At 69.0% G+C, this 21,159-nt stretch carries 26 protein-coding genes, 1 tRNA gene and 1 pseudogene; 13 read left to right on the top strand and 15 right to left on the bottom strand.

The window, feature by feature from the left end; all coding sequences use genetic code 11:
• Positions 1-6: 6 nt before the first annotated feature.
• On the top strand, positions 7-1,374 hold the full coding sequence (locus JX005_RS16285) for an ATP-dependent DNA helicase (RefSeq protein WP_214467366.1): 1,368 nt from the start codon (positions 7-9) through the stop codon (positions 1,372-1,374).
• Here the strand turns inward: JX005_RS16285 and JX005_RS10150 are convergent.
• Positions 1,362-2,015, bottom strand: a complete 654-nt coding sequence (locus JX005_RS10150) for a biliverdin-producing heme oxygenase (RefSeq protein WP_214467365.1) — start codon at positions 2,013-2,015, stop codon at positions 1,362-1,364. The genes JX005_RS16285 and JX005_RS10150 overlap by 13 nt on opposite strands.
• Positions 2,016-2,059: 44 nt before the next feature.
• Complete coding sequence (locus JX005_RS10145; protein ID WP_214467364.1) at positions 2,060-2,368, bottom strand: DUF2470 domain-containing protein; 309 nt, start codon at positions 2,366-2,368, stop codon at positions 2,060-2,062.
• 81 nt (positions 2,369-2,449) lie between these two features.
• Between JX005_RS10145 and JX005_RS10140 the strand changes: the two genes are divergently transcribed.
• From JX005_RS10140 to JX005_RS10130, 3 genes are read left to right on the top strand one after another with little or no spacing between them, the layout of a single operon-like run.
• A complete protein-coding gene (locus JX005_RS10140; RefSeq protein WP_214467363.1) occupies positions 2,450-3,712 on the top strand; it encodes a serine hydrolase domain-containing protein in 1,263 nt (420 codons plus the stop codon).
• A gap of 4 nt (positions 3,713-3,716) precedes the next feature.
• On the top strand, positions 3,717-4,592 hold the full coding sequence (locus tag JX005_RS10135) for an EamA family transporter (RefSeq protein WP_214467362.1): 876 nt from the start codon (positions 3,717-3,719) through the stop codon (positions 4,590-4,592).
• A 56-nt stretch (positions 4,593-4,648) separates the two neighbouring features.
• Complete coding sequence (locus JX005_RS10130) at positions 4,649-4,846, top strand: hypothetical protein (RefSeq protein WP_214467361.1); 198 nt, start codon at positions 4,649-4,651, stop codon at positions 4,844-4,846.
• 35 nt (positions 4,847-4,881) lie between these two features.
• Here the strand turns inward: JX005_RS10130 and JX005_RS10125 are convergent, their stop codons facing one another.
• Positions 4,882-5,103 (bottom strand): DUF4166 domain-containing protein, encoded by a 222-nt coding sequence (locus tag JX005_RS10125; protein WP_214467360.1) that lies wholly within the window; start codon positions 5,101-5,103, stop codon positions 4,882-4,884.
• A 12-nt stretch (positions 5,104-5,115) separates the two neighbouring features.
• Here JX005_RS10125 and JX005_RS10120 point away from each other — a divergent pair.
• Both JX005_RS10120 and JX005_RS10115 read left to right on the top strand, forming a co-directional pair.
• Positions 5,116-5,769: pseudogene (locus tag JX005_RS10120) on the top strand (EamA family transporter); the annotation flags it as partial.
• A 56-nt stretch (positions 5,770-5,825) separates the two neighbouring features.
• Complete coding sequence (locus JX005_RS10115) at positions 5,826-6,023, top strand: hypothetical protein (protein ID WP_214467359.1); 198 nt, start codon at positions 5,826-5,828, stop codon at positions 6,021-6,023.
• A gap of 35 nt (positions 6,024-6,058) precedes the next feature.
• Here JX005_RS10115 and JX005_RS10110 read toward each other — a convergent pair whose 3' ends face one another.
• Entirely contained in the window at positions 6,059-6,724 is a 666-nt protein-coding gene (locus tag JX005_RS10110) for a DUF4166 domain-containing protein (RefSeq protein WP_246533803.1), read from the bottom strand.
• A gap of 78 nt (positions 6,725-6,802) precedes the next feature.
• Between JX005_RS10110 and JX005_RS10105 the strand changes: the two genes are divergently transcribed.
• From JX005_RS10105 to JX005_RS10090, 4 genes are all read left to right on the top strand, one after another.
• On the top strand, positions 6,803-7,300 hold the full coding sequence (locus JX005_RS10105) for a nucleoside deaminase (protein WP_307858554.1): 498 nt from the start codon (positions 6,803-6,805) through the stop codon (positions 7,298-7,300).
• Positions 7,301-8,471: 1,171 nt separating this feature from the next.
• On the top strand, positions 8,472-8,993 hold the full coding sequence (locus JX005_RS10100; protein WP_214467356.1) for a hypothetical protein: 522 nt from the start codon (positions 8,472-8,474) through the stop codon (positions 8,991-8,993).
• Between the two features lies 1 nt (position 8,994).
• Complete coding sequence (locus JX005_RS10095; protein ID WP_214467355.1) at positions 8,995-9,372, top strand: hypothetical protein; 378 nt, start codon at positions 8,995-8,997, stop codon at positions 9,370-9,372.
• Positions 9,373-9,853: 481 nt separating this feature from the next.
• Complete coding sequence (locus JX005_RS10090) at positions 9,854-10,210, top strand: hypothetical protein (protein ID WP_214467354.1); 357 nt, start codon at positions 9,854-9,856, stop codon at positions 10,208-10,210.
• Positions 10,211-10,332: 122 nt separating this feature from the next.
• Here the strand turns inward: JX005_RS10090 and JX005_RS16280 are convergent, their stop codons facing one another.
• Together JX005_RS16280 and JX005_RS10085 are read right to left on the bottom strand one after the other, a co-directional pair.
• Positions 10,333-10,464, bottom strand: coding sequence for a hypothetical protein (locus JX005_RS16280; protein ID WP_281422057.1), 132 nt, complete (start codon positions 10,462-10,464; stop codon positions 10,333-10,335).
• Between the two features lie 959 nt (positions 10,465-11,423).
• A tRNA-Gly gene (locus JX005_RS10085) sits at positions 11,424-11,497 on the bottom strand.
• An 87-nt stretch (positions 11,498-11,584) separates the two neighbouring features.
• Between JX005_RS10085 and dcd the strand changes: the two genes are divergently transcribed.
• From dcd to JX005_RS10070, 3 genes are all read left to right on the top strand, one after another.
• Positions 11,585-12,190: a dCTP deaminase gene (dcd, locus tag JX005_RS10080; protein ID WP_214467353.1), complete on the top strand. Its 606-nt coding sequence runs from the start codon at positions 11,585-11,587 to the stop codon at positions 12,188-12,190.
• Positions 12,191-12,420: 230 nt separating this feature from the next.
• Positions 12,421-13,071: a PadR family transcriptional regulator gene (locus JX005_RS10075; RefSeq protein ID WP_214467352.1), complete on the top strand. Its 651-nt coding sequence runs from the start codon at positions 12,421-12,423 to the stop codon at positions 13,069-13,071.
• Between the two features lie 62 nt (positions 13,072-13,133).
• Positions 13,134-13,868, top strand: coding sequence for a hypothetical protein (locus JX005_RS10070; RefSeq protein ID WP_214467351.1), 735 nt, complete (start codon positions 13,134-13,136; stop codon positions 13,866-13,868).
• Positions 13,869-13,922: 54 nt separating this feature from the next.
• Here the strand turns inward: JX005_RS10070 and JX005_RS10065 are convergent, their stop codons facing one another.
• The 9 genes from JX005_RS10065 to JX005_RS10025 form a co-directional block, all read right to left on the bottom strand.
• Entirely contained in the window at positions 13,923-14,282 is a 360-nt protein-coding gene (locus JX005_RS10065; protein WP_214467350.1) for an MmcQ/YjbR family DNA-binding protein, read from the bottom strand.
• Positions 14,283-14,367: 85 nt separating this feature from the next.
• Entirely contained in the window at positions 14,368-14,562 is a 195-nt protein-coding gene (locus JX005_RS10060) for a DUF2795 domain-containing protein (protein ID WP_214467349.1), read from the bottom strand.
• Between the two features lie 140 nt (positions 14,563-14,702).
• Positions 14,703-15,674 (bottom strand): NAD(P)/FAD-dependent oxidoreductase, encoded by a 972-nt coding sequence (locus JX005_RS10055; protein ID WP_214467348.1) that lies wholly within the window; start codon positions 15,672-15,674, stop codon positions 14,703-14,705.
• Positions 15,667-16,017: a ferredoxin gene (gene fdxA / locus JX005_RS10050; protein ID WP_214467347.1), complete on the bottom strand. Its 351-nt coding sequence runs from the start codon at positions 16,015-16,017 to the stop codon at positions 15,667-15,669. Before fdxA ends, JX005_RS10055 begins: the two co-directional genes overlap by 8 nt.
• On the bottom strand, positions 16,014-17,414 hold the full coding sequence (locus tag JX005_RS10045) for an FAD-dependent oxidoreductase (RefSeq protein ID WP_214467346.1): 1,401 nt from the start codon (positions 17,412-17,414) through the stop codon (positions 16,014-16,016). The genes fdxA and JX005_RS10045 overlap by 4 nt, the downstream gene beginning before the upstream one ends.
• Entirely contained in the window at positions 17,411-18,232 is an 822-nt protein-coding gene (cobA, locus tag JX005_RS10040) for a uroporphyrinogen-III C-methyltransferase (protein WP_214467345.1), read from the bottom strand. Before cobA ends, JX005_RS10045 begins: the two co-directional genes overlap by 4 nt.
• Positions 18,229-19,137: an ABC transporter permease gene (locus JX005_RS10035; RefSeq protein WP_214467468.1), complete on the bottom strand. Its 909-nt coding sequence runs from the start codon at positions 19,135-19,137 to the stop codon at positions 18,229-18,231. The genes cobA and JX005_RS10035 overlap by 4 nt, the downstream gene beginning before the upstream one ends.
• Before the next feature lie 55 nt (positions 19,138-19,192).
• Positions 19,193-19,945, bottom strand: coding sequence for an ABC transporter ATP-binding protein (locus JX005_RS10030; RefSeq protein WP_307858561.1), 753 nt, complete (start codon positions 19,943-19,945; stop codon positions 19,193-19,195).
• Positions 19,946-20,061: 116 nt separating this feature from the next.
• Positions 20,062-21,132: an ABC transporter substrate-binding protein gene (locus JX005_RS10025; protein ID WP_307858553.1), complete on the bottom strand. Its 1,071-nt coding sequence runs from the start codon at positions 21,130-21,132 to the stop codon at positions 20,062-20,064.
• Positions 21,133-21,159 lie beyond the last annotated feature (27 nt).

Raw genomic sequence — 21,159 nt, 5'->3', positions numbered from 1 at the left:
GAATCGGTGACCACGCCGCCTCTCTCCGCCGAGCAGGAGGCCCTCTTCCGGCTCATCGAAGACACGCGCGAGCATGTGTTCGTGACCGGTCGCGCCGGTACCGGCAAGTCCACGCTGCTGCAGCACCTCGCCCGGCACACGAGCAAGTCGATCGCCGTGTGCGCACCCACCGGCGTGGCGGCTCTCAATGTCGAGGGGCAGACGATCCACTCGCTGTTCCGGCTGCCGATCGGTCTCATCGCCAAGGGCGAGATCGACCAGTCCGATGCGGCGCGCAAGATCCTCAACGCCATCGACACGCTCGTGATCGACGAGATCTCGATGGTCAACGCCGATCTCATGGACGCGATCGACCGCTCGCTGCGGCAGGCTCGGGGCCGTCGTGCCGAGCCGTTCGGCGGGGTTCAGATCGTCATGTTCGGCGACCCGTACCAGCTGGCGCCTGTGCCGCCGCGCGGTGATGAGCTGCGCTACATCCGCGACCACTACCGGTCGTTCTGGTTCTTCGACGCGAAGGTCTGGGTGGGCGAGGCGGCCGGCGACGGCATCATCGACATCGGCTCGTACGGGGCCGATCTGCACATCCGCGAGCTCGTCGACATCCACCGCCAGTCCGACCCGGCGTTCAAGGCGATGCTCAACGCCGTCCGCTACGGCAGGGTCACCGCCGACATCGCGCAGATCCTCAACGACACCGGCGCGCGCACACCGCCCGACCCCGCCGACGGCGAGCACCCGATCATCACGCTGGCCACGCGCAACGACATCGTCAACAGCATCAACCGACGCCACCTCACCGAGCTGGTCGGGCGCGAGCAGACTGCGGTCGCCGAGATCAACGGAGACTTCGGGAGGGGGGATGCCGCGTACCCGGCCGATGTCGAGCTCAAGATGAAAGTCGGGGCACAGGTGATGTTCCTGCGCAACGACACGCAGTCCTACGGGGAACCGCCCCGGTGGGTGAACGGCACGATCGGCACGGTCACGCGGATCGCCGGAGGGACGGTGCGTGTCGAGGTCGAGGGACAGGAGTTCGACGTCGAGCCTGCCGTGTGGGAGAGGTTCCGCTACGCCTACGACGCCGGCTCGAAGTCGCTCTCACGCGAGATCGTGGCCGAGTTCACGCAGTTCCCGCTGCGCCTGGCGTGGGCCGTGACGATCCACAAGTCGCAGGGCAAGACCTATGAGCGTGCCGTCGTCGACCTCGGCTCGGGGGCGTTCGCGCCTGGTCAGACCTACGTCGCCCTGTCGCGCCTGACCTCGCTCGACGGCCTCTACCTGTCGAGACCCCTCCGTCCGAGCGACATCCGCGTCGATCCCGACGTGCAGCGCTTCATGGCGGGGGTGCGGGCCTCCGCGGCTCAGGCGACCTGAGCCGCCTTCGCGTGCGCCAGGTCGTCGAAGAGCTCGGTGTTGAAGCGGTAGGCCAGCAGGACCTCGTCGATGACGCGCTCCTGCTCGGCGGCATCCCACGGCGCCTTGTCGAGCTGCTCCCGGTAGACCTCCTTGAACGCCTTGGGGTCGGCGATGTCGTCGAAGAGGTAGAAGCCGATGCCATTCGTGCCGAAGCCGAATCGCCGGGACATGAGGCGCCCGATGAACTGCCCGCCCGAAAGGTCGCCGAGGTAGCGCGTGTAGTGGTGGGCCACGAAGCCGCCCGGCCACGTCGCGCCCACCTCGTTGATGCGGTCGACGTAGGCGCGGGTCGTCGGCAGCGGGGTGATGGTCTCGCGCCAGTCGTCCCCGACCAGGAACTCGAGGTCGGCCTCGAGCGCCGGCAGCCGCGTGAGCTTTTCGCTGATGAAGACGGCGGCCACGGGGTCGTTGCGCATCTGGCCGGCGGTGCGCTCGAGGGCCTCGTAGATGAACCAGTGCTGGGCGACGAGCGCGATGTAGTCGTCGCGTGTGCCCTCGCCCTTCATGAGATCGGCCATGAACCCCGCGTGCTCGCTGGAGGAGTGGGCACGGCTGGAGCGCTCACGCAGCGCGATCGAGAACGGGATCAGGTCGCTCATAGGCCCCAGTCTAGGCATATTAGGGTCGCCTAACCTAACCCCCGTCACGCGTGTGGGCGGGGTTCGACCCCCAGCCGACGGCACGCCTCGTCGTAAAGCGCGACGATCTCACGCCGCACCTCGGGTCGCTCGGTGATGGGTCCGCCGGGCCAGGGCGCGCGCACTTCGGTGACGCTGCCATCCGCCAGCGTCGCCTCCCACGTTCCGCCGTCCCCATCGAATCGAGTCATGACCGCGTCGATGACGCCGCTCGGGCCGAATGCGCGGGCGATCAGGATGTTGTCGTCGCCGTGGTCGCCGTTCATGTGGCCGAGGACCCCCGCCCGCGCGGACTCGTCGAAGATGTGCGTCATGGCGTTCAGCCTAGGCAGTGGGTGCGGTCAGATTCAGCGCGGTGTGTTTGAATCTATGGACGATCACCGTGGGGGGTGAGGATGAGGACCCGACTTGCGACACGCCGCGCCATCGCCGCGGCATCCGCTGGGATCCTTGTCGCGCTCACCCTCGTAGCCTGCGCGCCCGATCGGCACGTCGAGGTCGATGTGCCGGCGCAGACGGATGCCGCCCTCCCGGAAGACACCGTGGAGCAGCTGCAGGATGCCGTCACCCACGCGATGACCGCGACGGGGTCGTCCGGCGCGATCGTCGGCGTCTGGGCGCCGTGGAGCGGCAGCTGGGTCGCGGGCCTCGGAACGCAGAGCCCGACCGACGACGCCGAGGTCACCGCCGACATGCAGTTCCGGGCTGCGCGCGTCACGCGGGCGATGATCTGCGACGTTCTCTACGTCGCCGCGGCCGAGGGCAAGGTCAAGCTGAACGACAGCGTGACGACGTGGGTCACGAGCGTGCCCGCGCTCACCGACATCACCCTCGAGCAGCTGTGCGACAGCACGTCGGGCATCGGCTCGTATGCCGCGCATCTGACGCCGCTGTGGCTGTCGAATCCGACCCGCACGTGGAATCCGCGTGAGCTCGCGAGCTTCGGGCTGGGGGCAGGGCGTTCCATCGAGCCCGGAGCCGCCTACCGCGACTCCGATGCCGGCTACGTTCTGCTGGGTCTGGCGCTCGAGAGCGCCCTGGGCAAGCCTGCGGCGCAGCTCATCGAGGAGTATGTCGTCGAGCCCCTCGATCTCGATGCCACGGGACTGGTCGCGCCCTCCGAGTCTGTGCTGATGGGGCTGTACGCACCTCCGGGCGAGGACGGCAAGCCCAACTGCGCCGAGCCGCTCGACGTGTCCGATGTGTCGATCACGACCGGGTTCACCGACAGTGGAGTCTCGAGCGACATCGACGACCTCGGGCGGTATGCCCAGGCTCTGGCCACGGGAGCACTGCACCCCGACAGGGACGACCGGTTCGCCGACCCGCTTCCCGCCGCGTCGGGTGCGCCGTCGTGGTACACGGCGGCGGGCGGCGCGCTTCAGGCGGGCTCGCTCGTCGGGCAGTTCGGCGCCGTCCCGGGTTACATCACGGCGGCGTTCTCCGACCCCGTCAGTGGCCTGACGGTGGCCGTGGTGCTCAACGACTCGGCAGCCGGGGCGAGCATCGGCGCGTACCTCGCGTGGGAGCTCGCCGCGATCGCGTCGAAGGCGCCGGCGGCTGCCGGACAGACCGCCCCCGAGGCGGGCCTGCCCTGGACGCCTCAGCAGTACCACGGGCGCGTCGCCGAGAACGCCATCTGCGCCCCGGCTGCGTGACCTCGTGACCCGCGGCGCGGGGTCGACCCCCGCGATCCTGCTCGTCATCGCCGGCCTCGCCTGCCAGGAGGTCGGCGCCTCGCTCGCGGTGCTGCTCTTCCCGACGGTCGGCCCACTGGGCATGGTGATGCTGCGCCTGGTGTTCTCTGCGGTGATCCTCCTGCTGATCGCGCGCCCCGTCCTGAGCGGGCACTCGCGCAGCGCGTGGACCGGCGTCGTCTGGTTCGGAGTCGTGCTCGCGACCATGAACGCGCTCTTCTACCTCGCGCTCGAGCGCCTCCCGCTCGGCGTCACCGTCACCATCGAGGTGCTCGGACCCCTCGTCCTGTCGATCGTCGCCAGCAGACGCGCGTCGGCCTGGCTCTGGGCTCTGCTCGCGCTGGCGGGCGTCGCGGCTCTCGGCGGAGGCGGCTGGGACCGGCTCGATCCGCTCGGCGTGCTGTTCGCGCTCGGCGCCGCGGCGAGCTGGGCGTTCTACATCCTCGCCTCGGCACGGGTCGGCCGCGACTTCCCGAAGCTCGACGGCCTCGCGCTGGCGATGGCCGTCGGCGCCGTGCTCGCCCTGCCGTTCGGCATCGCCGACGCCGGATCGGCCCTGCTGCGTATCGAGATCGTGGCGCTCGGCGCCGCTGTGGCGGTGCTGTCGTCGACCATTCCGTACGCGCTCGAGCTGGTCGCCCTGCGCCGGCTGCCCGCTGCGGTCTTCGCCATCCTCATGAGCCTCGCACCCGCGACCGCGGCGCTCGCCGGCTTCATCTTCCTCGGCCAGCACCTGGCCTGGCTCGAGCTGGTCGGGATCGCCCTCGTGATCGCCGCCAGCATCGGTGCGGTGCGGTCGTCGGCGCGCGCCGCCCGTGAGGCTGCCGAGCCGCTCGCGTGAGTATCATTCGGATGCCGCGCCCGGCGCATGCCGCTACGCTCGCGCCAGGAGGAATCATGAGCGAAGATCAGCACGTCGATTCCCGGTCGGAGATCGAGGACGCCATCGACCGTGCCCTCGAGGCGGCGAATCTCCGACCCGGTGACGCCACGACGACACCCGTCGCGTTCGTCGGACACGCCGAGCCGTCCGCCGTCGAGCTCGATGGCGGTGCCGGCGCTGGGGCCGGTGCTGGGGGCGCCGACGGGGATTAGCTGCTCGCCGCTGTTACCCCGATGACCCGCGCGGGTCAGCTCTCGGGTTGCTCGTCGGGAGCAGCGGCACGGATCGTGTACGCGAAGCTTCCCGTGTAGCGGAACGCCTCGCCGACCAGGGGCGCGGTGATCCGCACGTCCACGCGCTGGCGCGACGGGTCCGCCGGATCCGTGCGCTCGACGAGATGCATGGTGGCCAGGCGGGGCAGAGGGATGCGCGCGCGTCCGGCTCGGAGGGCGATGCGGGTGGACGTCATGAGCAGAGCGCCGGAGTCGTGCTCGCGACCATGAACGCGCTCTTCTACCTCGCGCTCGAGCGCCTCCCGCTCGGCGTCACCGTCACCATCGAGGTGCTCGGACCCCTCGTCCTGTCGATCGTCGCCAGCAGACGCGCGTCGGCCTGGCTCTGGGCTCTGCTCGCGCTGGCGGGCGTCGCGGCTCTCGGCGGAGGCGGCTGGGACCGGCTCGATCCGCTCGGCGTGCTGTTCGCGCTCGGCGCCGCGGCGAGCTGGGCGTTCTACATCCTCGCCTCGGCACGGGTCGGCCGCGACTTCCCGAAGCTCGACGGCCTCGCGCTGGCGATGGCCGTCGGCGCCGTGCTCGCCCTGCCGTTCGGCATCGCCGACGCCGGATCGGCCCTGCTGCGTATCGAGATCGTGGCGCTCGGCGCCGCTGTGGCGGTGCTGTCGTCGACCATTCCGTACGCGCTCGAGCTGGTCGCCCTGCGCCGGCTGCCCGCTGCGGTCTTCGCCATCCTCATGAGCCTCGCACCCGCGACCGCGGCGCTCGCCGGCTTCATCTTCCTCGGCCAGCACCTGGCCTGGCTCGAGCTGGTCGGGATCGCCCTCGTGATCGCCGCCAGCATCGGTGCGGTGCGGTCGTCGGCGCGCGCCGCCCGTGAGGCTGCCGAGCCGCTCGCGTGAGTATCATTCGGATGCCGCGCCCGGCGCATGCCGCTACGCTCGCGCCAGGAGGAATCATGAGCGAAGATCAGCACATCGATTCCCGGTCGGAGATCGAGGACGCCATCGCCCGTGCCCTCGAGGCGGCGAATCTCCGACCCGGTGACGCCACGACGACACCCGTCGCGTTCGTCGGACACGCCGAGCCGTCCGCCGTCGAGCTCGATGGCGGTGCCGGCGCTGGGGCCGGTGCTGGGGGCGCCGACGGGGATTAGCTGCTCGCCGCTGTTACCCCGATGACCCGCGCGGGTCAGCTCTCGGGTTGCTCGTCGGGAGCAGCGGCACGGATCGTGTACGCGAAGCTTCCCGTGTAGCGGAACGCCTCGCCGACCAGGGGCGCGGTGATCCGCACGTCCACGCGCTGGCGCGACGGGTCCGCCGGATCCGTGCGCTCGACGAGATGCATGGTGGCCAGGCGGGGCAGAGGGATGCGCGCGCGTCCGGCTCGGAGGGCGATGCGGTTGGACGTCATGAGCAGAGCGCCGGCGACGACGCCGACACGGATGGTGACCTCGAGGCCTCGCCGCTTCCCGAGCCGATCGACGATCCTCCCGTTCGCGGCGGTCATCGTGTCTTCCATGATCCGTGTCCGCTCGGGAAACTCGAACGTCCGAACGGCGCTCAGGCTGCCGTAGGGTCCCGGCGCGTTGATGACGGTGAACGGCACATCGCGCCCGAACTCCGGGAACAAGACGTGCCTGCTCGCGATCAGCGCGAGGACGGGTCGCAGCCATCGAAGCCGGGATCCGGCGATCTCATAGACGCCGGATCCGCTGCCGACGCAGCCGGCCGGGATCGGGCCGAAGTATCGCTGCAGATGAGGATCGAGCTTCGCGAATTCACTGCCGAGGGCTCGCTGGTACACCGACCCCACCACCTCCGGCGACTGCCGATCGCCGGACGCAGTGAAGCTCATGGGGACAGTCTCCCGTACGCCGCGGGGCTGGCGCGGCATCCGTTGTGCACGGGACGGGCTTCCACTAGCTTGGCCGCCGTGACGGTTGCGGGGACGGGCACCATCGACGAGGGTCATCTGCGGCGATGCGTCGCTCTCGCTACGCAGGCACTCGATAACGGCGACGATCCGTTCGGATCAGTCCTCGTCGACGCGGATGGAACGGTGCTGGCCGAGGCGGCGAACCGCGAGACGTCGGATGCCGATCCGACGGCGCATCCGGAGATCGTTCTTGTGAAGTCGGCGATCGCCCACCTCACGCCTGCTCAGCGCGCTGCATCGACGGTCTACACATCGGGCGAGCACTGCCCGATGTGCGCGGCCGCCCACGGTTGGGCGGGGCTGGGCCGCGTTGTCGCCGCGGCATCGGCGTCTCAGCTCGCGGAGTGGCGGGCGTCGTGGGGATTGCCGGCCGGTCCGGTGACACCGCTGCCGATCACGGATGTCGCGCCCGACGTGGTCGTCATCTCCCCGGTGGCACCATTCGACGCGCAGATGCGCGAGGTGCACCGGCGGGCGGCTTCGCGAGCCGAGTGATAGTCGTGCTTGCCGTCTGCGGCTCAGCCCAGGGGGGGTGCCAGACCGGCGGTCCGCGTTCACCCGGAACAGGGAGCATATTGGTGTCGATTCCAGAGTTAGGTGGGACGGATCTGCCTCCCGCCGCCTCAGACGGGACTGAAGATTGTGCGGTACTGTGTGCCGTGCCGCTGGCCGAGCGTCCAAAGGTACTTGGGACAAAGGGCCGGAAGATGCCCAGGCCAGTATGCATTTCCGTTCCCGCGGCCGTGTGCGGATAGCGTTCCGCCGGAGTGCGGATCGTTGCGCGGGCTAAACGGGCAACGGGTAACCGCCGCGATACGGAAGCTATCCGACCGGACACCGGTCGGATTGCGTCGCGATAGTTCGCGACCTCAACTCCGCTCATAGATCCACTTGCGGCGGTCGAGGACCGCCTCTCGCGCTGCGGCCGCACCGATCTCAGCACGCAGAACGACACACCGTCGTAGCCCTGCGAGACCGCTTCTCCACAGATGAACGATACCCATGCTGACCCGATCGGCCGTGCGGATACTCTCTCGGCATGACTGAGAAAGCCGTCACGGATCCCCTGCCCCGATACGCGCATTCCTAAGCACACCGCCCTGACGGTCATGTCCGTGTCAGCGCTAGTCCTCTCGGCAGTGTTGGGATTTGCAAGTGCGGTGATCAGCCCTGAGATAGCGACCGATACTGACCTTGCTTGGAAGGCGTTTACCGGGGCAGTCGCGAACCTTCTTCTGCTTGTGGCAGTGATGAGCGGCGTCGGCGCAATCGTCCTCAGCGGCGTCAGGCAGTTGCTCCACCGGTTCCGAACCAGAGCGCCGCTGTAGCCGGGACTCCTGGGTCAACCGCTGCGCGTGAACTCATCGACGGATGAGTGTTCGTCGGCCTGATTCGGCGTTATCGCAATCTCGTCCCCCAAACGGACGACTTGTGCGCACAAAGCGGCTTAGGGAACGATGAGCCCACCGACCGATGTAAGCGGTTCCCGACCGAGGCTCGTCAAGGAGGATGCGCCGGGGGAATCGTTTGAGGGCTCGAACCGTGGGCCCGTGGCCGGTGTTCGTTGTTCCCTTATTCCCCTGGAGGAAACATGAGTAGATTCGGACGGTCCGCGCGATGGTTCATCGCCGCGGCATCAGTCACAGCTGCAGCGATCGTGGGTGGGATGGTGACTGCTGGCGCAGTTAGCGCTGCTGCGGTTCCCTCCGCGGAGAGTTACGCCATCAACGCCCTGCACGCCAAGCCGACTAGGTCGGTCGCGCTTGACGCGCGACTAGTCGAAGGTGAGGTTTCCGAGAATCTCAACAGCGCGACGCTCAGGTCGTTTGGGACGTTTGACGGAGTCAAATACTGGATCGCGCTCGACAACGACGGACTTCTTTGCCTGGTCGCTCTCATCGACACCAAGGACTGGGTCGCCGGAATGAGCTGCGCCGGCCCCGAGGCCTTTGCAGCGCAGGGCACCGGTGTGAGGCTGCTCGGCCCCCGAGCGGAGGTCGAGGCGTACCTCATTCCAGATGGGGAAGTAGCACGCGCGGGATTCCTGACGTCCAAGACACCAAACCTGGTGGTCGCGAACCCAGCCGCATCTGCTCGCGACCGTGAGGTTGTAGCGCCTGCCGGCACTTCCCGCACGACGTCGGAATTCCAGCTGCGTGTGTTCGCCGGTCCGATCTCGAGGGACTGAAATGGGCACCCGAATCACCCCGCGCCTCCTCAACACGATCGTCGCTGCGGCACTGGCTCTCGTCATCGTCGGCGCAACCGCGGTCAGCGCTCAGGCTTACACCCGGAACTTCTACTACCAGGGCTACTTGACCGCGGGATACAAGATCTCGGCCTCGGCGAACTACATATACGGCTCCCGCATTCTGGCTGGCGGCGGTTCCATCCTGCACACTGCGGTTGCTCAGGTATACGCGGGCCCGACCCTGTACGCACAGGCAGAGGCCACCGGTGCCGCAGCTCAGGTCACCCACGCGCGGAAGATCGCTACCGCGAAGAGCTACTTCTACGGGCCATCGACCGGCGCGGAAGCCTACGTTCAGTCGAGTTACCTGACATGACCCAGCACATCTGCTTGAGAGGCAGCCGGACCACTCCGAGTCGACTGAAGTTGGCTCTAATAGCGTGCGTCACCGCCATCGCGCTCGCTGTAGCGGGCGTCGCATCCCCCGCCTCGGCCGTGGTATTCACGAAGTTCTACGATGGCCAACTCGCCCCCAACACTCCGAAGGTCGGTGGCCAGGGCTTCACTATCGTCGGAGGATCGATCAATATATTTCGCTTCAGAATTGGGCGGGGCTCAGTTTCGGAGACTCACGGATCGAGACCCGTAACAGCGGCGGCACACTCTTCGCCGCTCAAGCGACTGGTGCGGGGACTACGCTCAGCCACGCCGCAAGGACGAGCGCCTGGAACCGGTGTCTGTGGGTGCCATACAACGGCATCGGCGACCCGGCACCAGCTCAGTGCTATACACGCCGCCCGTGAACGGATCGGCCCACCAACGAAAGGGAATACGCGATGCACATACGAGCAGCCGCGGTGACGTCCACAATCGGACTGGCGCTTCTAATGTCAGGTTGTGCCTCCGGGCCGCTTGACAGCGGAACTCCAGCCGAGCTGCCCGCAGCGGTTACAGACGATGTGTTCACCTCCGACTCCGTCCGGTACCTCGGCGAAGACAGCAACGGAAGTGCTTACTATGCCGCGAAGAACGCCAACAACTCGGAGGAATGCTTGATCGTCATCACGACGGACGACTGGGCAAGCGGGTGCGGCCGGCTTCCTGTCAAGGTAACGATCAGTGACACCGACGCGACTCTGGCGAAAGAACCGCTCAGTGATGATGCGCCGGGCGAACATGTGGGCGACTACGTCACCGTCAGTACCTCGCCCTAAACTTCACCGGACGACGGCACCGGACCGACTGACGACCACGGAGACCCGGCCCCCTTTCGAGCGGGGCCGGGTCTCTGTGCGATGCAGCGGGTCGGTCGACTCCCCGGAGCGAGTTTCTCCCGCTAGCCCGACAGCTCGCGGCCGTAGACGGTGAAGACGATTCCGACAGCGTCGGCGGTCCAGCGCGAGGCGATCGCGGGTGCGAGCGTCCGCAGGAAGCCGACGTTTCCATGCCAGTCGCCGCAAACCGCCACCCGCCGGTCCGGGAGGTCGAGCCTTGCTGCGCTCTCCAACACACGCATTCCGACCTCGCCTCCGGACTCGGCTGACGCGCGACCCACCGCCGCACACGTCCACCCTGCCGGTGCGCCGTCACGCCGCGGCGGCGTGCGTTCCAACAACTGCGAACACCGAGGGACTACGGGCCGGTCTCCGGCAGATCATTGATTCGGAAGCGATCGACGAATCGGAGGAAAGGCGCATGTGCACATGCGTCCCAGACGACGAGCCGAACGAGGCGGACACTGCTGACGCTCACGACGACGAAAGTGAGCCGATGTACCCCGACGGATACCTCCAGGCGCTGCGGGATGAGTGGCCGGACTAGCGCACACATCCGGCTGGTCACCCGTCCCGGTGACTTCATCAGCCGCAGCGAAGCCAAACGACTCGCCACAGAGTTCGAGACATCCGGGTCGTCATCCTCGACTTCGAAAGGCCTCGACCTCATCGGGCCCGGCTTCGCCGACGAATTGCTCCGCGTGTGGGCGGGCGAGCACCCCAACGTCGAACTGCGGGTCGCCGGTGCGTCCCGCAGCGTGCAGTTCATGATTGACCGCGCACTCCGGAGCCGATGATCGTTACGCACGGTGAGCATCCCGCTGCTGGAGGCGGGAAGTGTGGAGCCGGCTGAGACCACGAGCTGCCATCGGATGCGCAGAGGCCGTGCAGTTCGTATCGCCGCGGTTCACCAATTCGCGCGGAGATCTCATACGGCTGGGCGACGGGCACCGCTGCGCACCCTACCCCGCAGCGGTGCGCTACATCCGCGACCCGAATTCGGAGCGCCACTGCACGAGCCCCGAGAAACGGTCGATGGAACTGTCCGGGATATCCGGATGGTTCGCCGCGGCCGGCCCGACCCTCAGCCCTCCGCGGAACCATCAGTCCCAACTAGCGCTGGAAAGTCCCATCTAGCTTTGGACTTGACAATTGGAGGGGATGACGGGAATCGAACCCGCGCTATCAGCTTGGGAAGCTGAAGTTCTGCCATTGAACTACATCCCCGGGCAGGCCTTTCGGCGTCTGGAAAGAATAACAGAGCCCGTCCACAGCCCGAAGCGCGCGCGGCCGACCCGCCGCTAGGCTGGCTTCGTGCTGCTCTCCGATCGCGACATCCGGCAGGAGATCGACGCGGGACGCATCGGGCTCGAGCCCTGGGAACCAGAGATGGTGCAGCCGTCGAGCGTCGATGTCCGCCTCGACCGCTACTTCCGGCTCTTCGACAATCACAAGTACCCGTTCATCGACCCGGCTCAGGATCAGCCCGAACTGACGCGGCTGATCGAAGTCTCGCCCGAGGAGCCCTTCGTGCTCCACCCCGGCGAGTTCGCGCTCGGGTCAACGTACGAGCAGGTGTCTCTGCCCGACGACGCGGCGGCGCGGCTCGAGGGCAAGTCGTCGCTCGGGCGGCTCGGACTCCTCACGCACTCCACCGCCGGGTTCATCGACCCCGGCTTCACGGGGCACGTCACTCTCGAGCTCTCGAACGTCGCGACGCTGCCCATCACCCTCTGGCCGGGCATGAAGATCGGCCAGCTCTGCTTCTTCCGGCTTTCGTCGCCGGCCGAGAACCCCTACGGGTCGGGGCCGTACGGCAACCGGTATCAGGGCCAGCGCGGACCCACGGCATCCCGCTCGTTCCAGAGCTTCCACCGCACCGATGTCGGGTCGACGGATGCCGGAGCCATGGGCGGCTGAGCCGCGGAAACCCGATCGCGCAATCGGGGTGGAACCGGCGAGCGGTGCCGGCACCACCCCGATGGCTGCCCCAGCGCCATCGGGCGCAGGTCAACCTTCCGATCGAGCCCGCCCCAGTCCGTGACCCGTGTCCCCACACGATTCGGCCACGATCGACCCGAAGGCTACTGCAGTTTGCAGTATAGGGATCGGGACGGCCCGCGTCGATGATTTTCTGAAAGCAGGATGCTGTGCCCCAGCGCGAGCTCTCCACGACCGCGTATCTCACCCTCGGACTCCTGGCGTCGAGGGACTGGTCGGCGTATCAACTCGCCGAGCAGCTCGGTCGTGGCGTGGAGCAGCTGTGGCCCCGCGCCGACCGCCAGCGATACAACATCCTGAAGCGATTGCTGGCCGCCGGCCTCGTCACGTCTCGGGCCGAGCAGTCGGGCAAGCGCGGCCGGACCGTCTACGCGATCACCGACGCCGGGCGGGAGGAGCTCGCGACGTGGCTTGCAACCGACACGCGCCCGGCCGCTCTCGAATTCGAGGGAATGGTCCGAGTGCTCGTCTCGGATCAGGGGTCCATCGGCGACCTGCGCCGCACGCTCGAGACGATGCGCGAGCAAGCATCGACCGCGCGCGCCCTTTTCGCCCGCTACGCCATGCACATCAGCGAGACGGGCGGCACCTTCCCCGAACGCCGGCACCTCTTCGCCCTGTCGAACACCTTCATGATCGGCCACTACGACCACATCATCCAGTGGACGACATGGGCACTCGAGCAGACCGAATCCTGGCCGGATGCCGCCACCCCGGCCGTGACCCACGATCAGCAGGTCCTCGACATGCTGGCGGCAGGCCGACAGGCCTGGGCTGAGTCCGTCCCGGTCGTCTCCTGATGCGGCGAACGCGCACCGCTCACGGCGACTCGATCGACAGCCGGGGTGTCAGGATATGCACGATGGACGACCAGTGGAGCGATGAACTGCGGACTCTGCGCGCCCGCGCGTACGGACCCACGGCCGACATCCACGACGACCCGACGGCTCTCGCCCGGCTGCGCGAACTCGAAGGGCGCGCGCAGACCATAGTGGCGCCAGCTGCCCCGGCAACCCCCGCCGCCCCGGTCCCAGCCGTGCCGCAGGAGGGCGACGCTGTGTCGGAGCCCGAGCCGGAGGGCGAGGCATCCGTCCCCGAACAGATTCCCGCGGCCGACGACGTCGCCGCCGCGCCGCCCGTACGGAGAGGTCGTCGCCTCTGGCCGTGGATCGCCACCGCCGTCGGGGTGGGCCTGGTCGTCGGGGCGGTCCTCGCGACTCTGGTCCCGGCCGTCCTGCCGGCGAACCGGGTCGCGGTGCTCGCCACGGCCGACCTGTCCGAGTGGGATACCGACGCGTTCGGCCCGCCGCAGGAGGGGTCGATTCTGTTCCACGACTTCCGAGATCTGTCGGTCGTGATGATCCCGAACGCGTGGGGTCTGGTCGACGAGGAATCCGCGACGCGATGCCTGTTCGTCCACAGTGCCCGCGGGGTGATGATCACGATCGGCTGCGCGGGTGACGGGTTCTCGCCGACCGCGTCGTTCACGGTGCGCGGATCCTTCCCGGACGAGCTCGGCGACGAGTTCCCCGACGGGACGTCGCTGCGGTTCGTGCTCGACGGTTCCGAGGTGTCGGTGTACGCCCGGCGGCCGTAGGCGGCGCTGAAGTACGCGCGCTGGACGTTCCCGAGCGCGCGTTCTCCCGATTCTTCAGCCCGGGCCGTCGGGATGGGTGAGATCGTAAGCGCGGGAGACCTTGTGGGGGACGACCAGGCGCCATGCGTCGACGACGAGCTCGCGAGCCTCAGCCGGGTCCAGCGACGCAAGATCGGCGTGGACCCAGTTGAAGCGCAGGTCCGACGCCGACGGCATCTGGAACTTGCGCGGGTCGCCGCCGACCAAGGCCGCTCGCTCCTCCTTCGGAAAGGCGAAACCCATCACGGTCTCGTCGAGGGAGAACGCCACGTAGACGATCTGACCCACGCGAAACTTCAACCTTCCGCGCACGTACACCCGGTACGAGCGCTCCAACGCGTCGCCCAGCGCGCGAACATCCTCGATCACAGCCATCTCAGAACCCGTCCGACATGCGCGAGCAACATGCCTGCCGGCGGGACCGCCGAGCGCCGCGTCGTCCTCAGTATGACCCTGTAGCTCAGCTTCCCGCGACCGCCTGGCTGACGTCGGTCGGGCTGTCGAACGAATCCCGGCCGGCGCTCTCCAGCGCGCCGACGAGGTCGTCGGGCGCGCCGTTCTCCCGCGCCGTGCGCACGAGCTCGTCGCGGCTCACCGGGTAGTCGACGCCGCCGAGGTACTTCTGCAGCTCGATCGGGGTGGGGTTGTCGCTCATGATGGCCTCCGCGTTGTGGTGATCCGGTCACGGTAGGACCGGCCTCCGCAGCGACGAACCCGCTTGACACCGTGCGATGCGCCAGCGACACTGCACGCGACACGTGGGCCCGCTCGCCGCGGGCCGCCGGTGTGACGTCGTCAGTGGGCGGTGCGCACGCCGACGGCGTCGTGCACGAGCACCGCGGCCGCGCGCGCGCCCTGGCCCGCGGCCACGATGAGCTGCTGCGGACCGGGGGATGCGGCGTCCCCCGCGGCATACAGGCCGGGCACCGACGTGCGTCCCGAGCGGTCGACCGCGAGGGTGCCGTCCTCATCGCGCTCGACGTCGTGTCCGGACAGGAATTCCAGCGCCGGCTGCCAGTGCGGCCGGACGAATCCGCCCGCGATCTCGATACGCGCGCCGTCCGCGAGGCGCACCGCAGATACGGCGCCCCGTTCGCCCTCGAGGTCGTCGATGGACCGGCGTTCGACCACGATTCCGGATGCCGCGAGCTCGGCCTCTTCGACGGTGTCGACCACCTCGGCACCGTTCGTGAACACGGTGAGCCGGTCGGTCCACCGGGCGATGAGGCGGGCGCGGACCGCGAGATCCGGCGTCTCGCCGATGAGGGCCAGGGGGCGATCCTGGAGTTCCCACGCATCGCACGCGGCGCAGCTGAAGAGCGACATGCCGTAGAACGCGCGCAGGCTCGGGATGGCCGGCAGGGTCTCGCGCATGCCCGTCGCCACGAGCACCGACCGCGCCGCGACGGCCGGGGGAGTGCGCCCGACCGAACCCTTCAGTGCGGCGATGAAGCGCATGCCGTTCGGGGCATCGGTCGGCAGCAGGGCCGTCACGACCGCACGGTCCAGCACCCTGACCGACGGGTAGGCGCCCAACTCGGCGCGCGCGAGCTTGCGCAGCTCGAGCGGCGGCACGCCGTCGCGCGTGAGGAATCCGTGCGAGCGAAGGGTCGCGGCATTGCGCGGACGGCCGGCGTCCACCACGACCACGGACGAGCGCGAGCGGCCGAGGTTGAGCGCCGCCGAGAGCCCGGCCGGACCGCCGCCGATCACGACGACGTCGACCTCGACCGGCACCGACGACGAGTCGTATGCCGATTCAGTCATGTCCGACTCCCTGCGGAGGCAATGCGGCGATGACCGGGTGGTCCAGGTGGATCACACCCACCTTGGCGGCGCCGCCGGGCGAGCCCACAGGTGGGATCGAGGCGGTCGAGATCTCGAAGAACTCGACGTTGGCCTTGTAGTAGTCCTGCCACTCGTCGGGCAGGTCGTCCTCGTAGTAGATGGCCTCGACGGGGCACACCGGCTCGCAGGCTCCGCAGTCCACGCACTCGTCGGGATGGATGTACAGAGACCGGTCGCCTTCGTAGATGCAGTCCACCGGACACTCATCGATACACGCCCGATCCTTCACGTCGACGCAGGGCAGCGCGATGACGTAGGTCATGTGCCGATCAGCGCCCCGGACCGCGAGATCGCGACCTGCTCATCGCGCGGGACGACCTTGACCCGCTCGCGCTGGTGCCGGTGGGTGTCGCCGAGTTCGCGCTCGTGGGCGTCGAGCGCGAGCCAGCCGTCCCACGTCGTGTATGCGACTTCCCGCGCATCGAGCAGGTCGACGACGTCGGCATCGAGCGTGGGCGCGTCGAGCCGCCCGTCCCTTGCGTCGGCGACGAGGTGGGCGACCGTCTCCATCGCGTCCGACTTCGTGTGGCCGATCAGGCCGACGGGGCCGCGCTTGATCCAGCCCGTCGCGTACAGGCCGCGGACGTGCCCGGCCGGGCCTTCGACCCGCCCTTCCGCATTGGGGACGACGCCGCGGCCGTCGTCGAACGGCGCGTCGACGACGGGCGTGCCGTAGTAGCCGACGGCGCGGTAGATCTGCTGCACCGGGACCTCACGGAACTCGCCCGTGCCCCGCACGCCGTCGTCGCCGGTGGGCTCGGTGCGCTCGAAGCGCATGGCTTCGACGCGATCTGCCCCAAGCACCTCGACGGGCGAGTGGTAGAAGTGCAAGTGCAGACGGCGGCTCGCGCCGGTCGATGCTCGGGAGCGCCAGCCGTCGAGGATGCGCAGCATCACCTTGAGCTGATTCGTCGCGGGTGTCACGCCTTCGAGGTGGGCGAAGTCCTCGTCGTGCACGACGATGTCGACACCGGGCACCTCGCCGAGCTCGCGCAGCTCGATGGGCGTGAATTTGATGTCCGCCGGCCCGCGTCGCCCGAACACGTGGACGTCGGTGACAGCGGATGCCTCGAGCCCGGCCAGCACGTTGTCGGCGATCTCGGTCGACCGCAGGTCCTCCGGGTGCTTCGCGAGCACACGCGCCACATCGAGTGCGACGTTGCCGTTGCCGATCACGGCGACCTCGCGTGCGTCGAGGGTCCAGTCGGCGGGCACATCCGGGTGTCCATCGAACCAGGCGACGAAATCGGCCGCGCCGTAGGAGCCGGGGAGGTCGATCCCGGGGATGTCGAGAGCGGCGTCGCGAATGGCGCCGGTTGCCAGGATCACGGCGTCGTAGCGCTCGTGCAGCTCCTCGAGCGCGATGTCTCGCCCGACCTCGACGTTGCCGAGGAAGCGGATGCTCCGACGGTCGCCGACATCCGAGGCGGCGTCGAGCATCTCGTGCAGCGACGTCACGATGCCCTTGATGCGCGGGTGGTCGGGCGCGACGCCGTAGCGGATCAGACCGTACGGCGCGGGCAGCGACTCGAAGAGGTCGATCGCGACGCGCCCACCGGCTTCGCGAACGGAGGTGGCCAGGATGTTGCCGGCGTAGATGCCCGCCGGGCCGGCGCCGACGATCGCGACGCGGAGGTTGTCGAGAGACGAAGAGGTCACGGTGCGGGGGCCTTTCCGGTGGCGTCGCCGGGTGTGACGGGCGAGGCGAGAGGGTTGAAGGTCGAGAGATTCGCGGTCGCGAGAGCGTCGGGGGCGTAGGGGCTGAGGCGCACGACGTCGCCCACGACGACGACGGCGGGCGAGCGGACGCCGCGGGTGGCCGCCTGCGCGGCGATCGTCGCGAGCGTTCCGACGGTGACCCGCTGCCCTCGGCCGTATCCGTCCTCGACGATCGCGACCGGGCAGTCGGCGCCGCGCGCTCCGCGGGCGAGGATGAGGGCGGAGTGCGCGAGCGTGCCGACACCCATCAGCAGCACGACGGTGTGGTCGCGGCCCCCGCCGAGGTCCTGGATCTGGTCATGGCCGGTCGCGACGGTGAACGCGGTCGCGAGGCCGCGATGCGTGAGTGGGATGCCGGCGATCGCGGGCACCGAGATGGCGCTGGTGATGCCCGGCACGACCTCGACGTCGACGCCGGCCTGCCGGCAGGCGACGAGCTCCTCGCCCCCGCGCCCGAAGACGTACGGATCGCCGCCTTTGAGCCGCACGACCTGCTTTCCGTCACGGGCGAGCTGGACGAGCAGCGCGTTGATGGCGTCCTGCGGCACGGCGTGGTGGCCGGGGAGCTTGCCGACGTCGACGACCTCGGCGGTCAGCTCCACGCCCTCCGCGGCGAGACCGTCGAGCACGCCGCGGGCGCCCAGCCGGTCCGCGACGATCACGTCGGCTCGCTCGAGCGCGCGGACTCCGCGGACGGTGAGCAGCCCGGCGTCGCCGGGACCTGCTCCGACGAGCGAGACCTTGCCGACCTGCGTCATCGGGCGCCTCCCGACACGAGGAGACCGCGACGCTTCAGCATCCGTCGCTCGAGCGGTCCGAAGAACACCAGCTCGATCAGGATGCCGATGAACAGGATCAGGATGATCGTGCCGAGCACGCCCGCGAGGTCGGCGAGCTCGCGCGACTGCTGCAGCATCGAGCCGAGACCGAACCCGATCGTGCCTCCGACGGCGATGATCTCGGCGGCCATGAGCGAGCGCCACGAGAATGCCCAACCCTGCTTGAGACCGGCGAGGTAGCCGGGCAGCGCTGCGGGGAGGATGACGGCGGTCGCCAGCTGCCAGCGCGATGCGCCCAGGACCGTTCCTACGCGCCGCAGCTGCGGTGGCACCTGGTCGATGCCCGCGATCAGCCCGTTGACGATGGAGGGGATCGCACCCATCAGGATGACGAAGTAGACCGTCGCGTCGGACAGCCCGAACCAGATGATCGCGGCGGGGACCCACGCCACCGACGGCAGGACCTGGAGGCCCGAGATGATCGGACCGACTGCCCGGCGGATCGGCCGCACCTCGGCCAAGAGGAGCCCGATCGGGGTGCCGACGGCGATCGCGATGAGGAATCCGACGACGCCACGTTCGAGGCTCGTGGCGACCGCCTCCTGCAATCGGCCCGCGTCCCAGGCCGCGCCGAGCGCGTTCGCGACGTCGACAGGACTCGGCACGATGTCGGGTCTCGGCTGGGCGATGACCACGTAGAGCTGCCAGGCGACGAGGAGGAGCAGCACGAACACGATCGGCGGAACGACGCTCTCGGTGATCCGCCGCCACCGTGCTCCGGCCTGGCCGGCGTCGGTCTGCAGGCGGTCGAGTCCGGCGGCGAGGCTACGAAGGTCATCGCCATCGGTCGTTGAGCGAGCGGTGCGAGACGAAACGTCGCTCATCGGCTCCCCGCGTTTCGTCTCGTCGCTGCGCTCCTCGCTCAACGACCCGATCAGTTCACGCGGCATTTCGACGGATCTCCTTGCGCAGCTGCTCGGTGATCTCCACCGACAGGGCAGCCACCTCGGGCGACTCGATACGGCGGCCGCGCGTCTTGGCGATCGTCCACTGCTGCACGATCCGGCCCGGACGGCTGCCCATGAGCACGACCCGCTGACCCAGGCGCGCGGCCTCGCGCACGTTGTGCGTGACGAAGACGATCGTGCGCCCGGTCGCGCGCCAGACACGCTCGAGCTCCTCGTGGAGCAGGTCGCGGGTGATGGCGTCGAGGGCGGCGAACGGCTCGTCCATCAGCAGCACGGGTCGGTCCTGCGCCAGGGCCCGGGCGAGGGCGACGCGCTGCCGCATGCCGCCCGACAGTTCGTGCGGACGCTTCTCCGCGGCATCCGCGAGATTCACGGTGTCGAGGAGTGCAAGTGCCTTCTCACGGCGCTCGGCGCGCGGGACCCCGCGCAGGCGCAGCGCCAGTTCTACGTTGCGGCGCGCGGTCAGCCACGGCATGAGTGCCGACTCCTGGAACATGACCGCCGAACCCTCCGCCGGTGTGTCGATGGTTCCCACGGTCGCGCGGTCGAGTCCGGCGATGAGATTCAGGAGCGTCGACTTGCCGCAGCCGGACGCCCCCAAGAGGCAGACGAACTCGCCCGGTGCGATGTCGAGCGTGACGTCGTCGAGCACGAGCGGCCCGGTGCCGAACCGCTTCGAGACGCCGTCGATGCGCACCGCCGGCGTCGGCGCCTCGGCGGGCACCAGGACCGGCGCGACTCCGTCGAAGCTCGGCAGGAGCACCGCCTGGGAGCCGGCACGCCGGGCCGCGTCGTCGACGGGCGGCGTCGCGGGACCGGTCACCCGGGGAGCCGATGCGGTCACGGCGAGTCCTCTCCGAGCCCGGCCGCCGACACCTGCTCGGCTCCCGATTCGGCGAGAAGGCCGTTGAGGATCCGCAGGTCGAAGAGCCCGTCGATCGAGCCCTCCTTCTGCGTGCCGGCCTGGAGTCCGTTCGCGACGAGCGTCTCGAATGCTTCGGCGTGCGGGTCGACGGAGAAGGTCACGTGCTCGAGGGCGCGAGCGATGACGGCGTCGCTCAGCGGCTTGCCCGTCTCGCCCTCGATCGCCGCGTTGATGACTCCGGGTGCCTCAGCGGGGTTGTCGGCGATCCATTGGACCGCGGCGGCGTGGCCCTCGAGAAGCTGCTCGACGACGTCGGGGTGCTGCTCGAGGAACTGGGCGCGCACGAGCAGGACGGTCGTCGGGAACGCGCCGTCGGGCCACAGGTCGGCCTCGTCGACGAGCACCTCGGCGCCCTCGTCCACCACGAGCCGCGACACCCACGGCTCGGGGAGCCAGGCGCCGTCGATCTCACCCTGCTGGAAGAGGGTGAGTGTCTGCGCGTTCTCGGTCGGCGTGATGGACACGTCGCCGGCGCCGGACGCGTCGGTCTCGTAGCCCTCCTCGGCCAGGTACACGCGAAGGGCGACGTCCTGGGTGTTGCCGAGCTGCGGCGACGCGAGCGTCGTGCCCGCGAGATCCTCCGGACTGTCGAGGTCGGGCCGGACGACGAGCGCGGCTCCACCCGTCGCGGCGCCGGCCACGATGCGCGCCGACTCACCGCCGGACTGGATGAAGGTGTTGATCGACGGGTTCGGCCCGATGTAGGTCGCGTCGATCGCTCCCGCGGTCAGCGCTTCGATCGCGGCCGGACCGGCGTTGAAGACCGACGTCGACAGGTCGATGTGGCCCAGCGACTCCTCGAAGAGCCCTTCTTCGAGCCCGACGAGCGCGGGTGCGTGGGTGACGTTCGCGAAGTAGCCGAGGCGCACCTCGGTGACGTCCTCTTCGGCGTCCGGTGTGCTGCCGGCGGCGGAGGCGCAGCCGGTCATCATGGCCGCCACAAGTCCCAGAGTGGTGATCGTCGTCGCGGTGCGGATGGTGTTCACGGTTCGCCTCCTTAGATGGCAGTGGGT

Source organism: Microbacterium flavescens (assembly GCF_018588945.1).
In the GTDB taxonomy this organism is placed as follows: domain Bacteria; phylum Actinomycetota; class Actinomycetes; order Actinomycetales; family Microbacteriaceae; genus Microbacterium; species Microbacterium flavescens.
The sequence above is the reverse complement of the archived record's forward strand: the minus strand, read 5'-3'. Positions and strand labels throughout refer to the sequence as shown.

Excerpts from the sequence above, each read along its gene's own strand:
- cobA (WP_214467345.1), bottom strand. The coding sequence starts at position 18,232 with ATGACGCAGGTCGGCAAGGTCTCGCTCGTCGGAGCAGGTCCCGGCGAC.
- fdxA (WP_214467347.1), bottom strand. The coding sequence starts at position 16,017 with ATGACCTACGTCATCGCGCTGCCCTGCGTCGACGTGAAGGATCGGGCG.
- JX005_RS10150 (WP_214467365.1), bottom strand. The coding sequence starts at position 2,015 with ATGAGCGACCTGATCCCGTTCTCGATCGCGCTGCGTGAGCGCTCCAGC.
- JX005_RS10110 (WP_246533803.1), bottom strand. The coding sequence starts at position 6,724 with ATGAGCTTCACTGCGTCCGGCGATCGGCAGTCGCCGGAGGTGGTGGGG.
- JX005_RS10125 (WP_214467360.1), bottom strand. The coding sequence starts at position 5,103 with ATGACGTCCACCCGCATCGCCCTCCGAGCCGGACGCGCGCGCATCCCT.
- JX005_RS10145 (WP_214467364.1), bottom strand. The coding sequence starts at position 2,368 with ATGACGCACATCTTCGACGAGTCCGCGCGGGCGGGGGTCCTCGGCCAC.
- JX005_RS10060 (WP_214467349.1), bottom strand. The coding sequence starts at position 14,562 with ATGAGCGACAACCCCACCCCGATCGAGCTGCAGAAGTACCTCGGCGGC.
- JX005_RS10070 (WP_214467351.1), top strand. The coding sequence starts at position 13,134 with ATGGACGACCAGTGGAGCGATGAACTGCGGACTCTGCGCGCCCGCGCG.
- JX005_RS10035 (WP_214467468.1), bottom strand. The coding sequence starts at position 19,137 with ATGAGCGACGTTTCGTCTCGCACCGCTCGCTCAACGACCGATGGCGAT.
- JX005_RS10115 (WP_214467359.1), top strand. The coding sequence starts at position 5,826 with ATGAGCGAAGATCAGCACATCGATTCCCGGTCGGAGATCGAGGACGCC.
- JX005_RS10095 (WP_214467355.1), top strand. The coding sequence starts at position 8,995 with ATGGGCACCCGAATCACCCCGCGCCTCCTCAACACGATCGTCGCTGCG.
- JX005_RS10065 (WP_214467350.1), bottom strand. The coding sequence starts at position 14,282 with ATGGCTGTGATCGAGGATGTTCGCGCGCTGGGCGACGCGTTGGAGCGC.
- JX005_RS10100 (WP_214467356.1), top strand. The coding sequence starts at position 8,472 with ATGGTGACTGCTGGCGCAGTTAGCGCTGCTGCGGTTCCCTCCGCGGAG.
- JX005_RS10055 (WP_214467348.1), bottom strand. The coding sequence starts at position 15,674 with ATGACTGAATCGGCATACGACTCGTCGTCGGTGCCGGTCGAGGTCGAC.
- JX005_RS10140 (WP_214467363.1), top strand. The coding sequence starts at position 2,450 with ATGAGGACCCGACTTGCGACACGCCGCGCCATCGCCGCGGCATCCGCT.
- JX005_RS10130 (WP_214467361.1), top strand. The coding sequence starts at position 4,649 with ATGAGCGAAGATCAGCACGTCGATTCCCGGTCGGAGATCGAGGACGCC.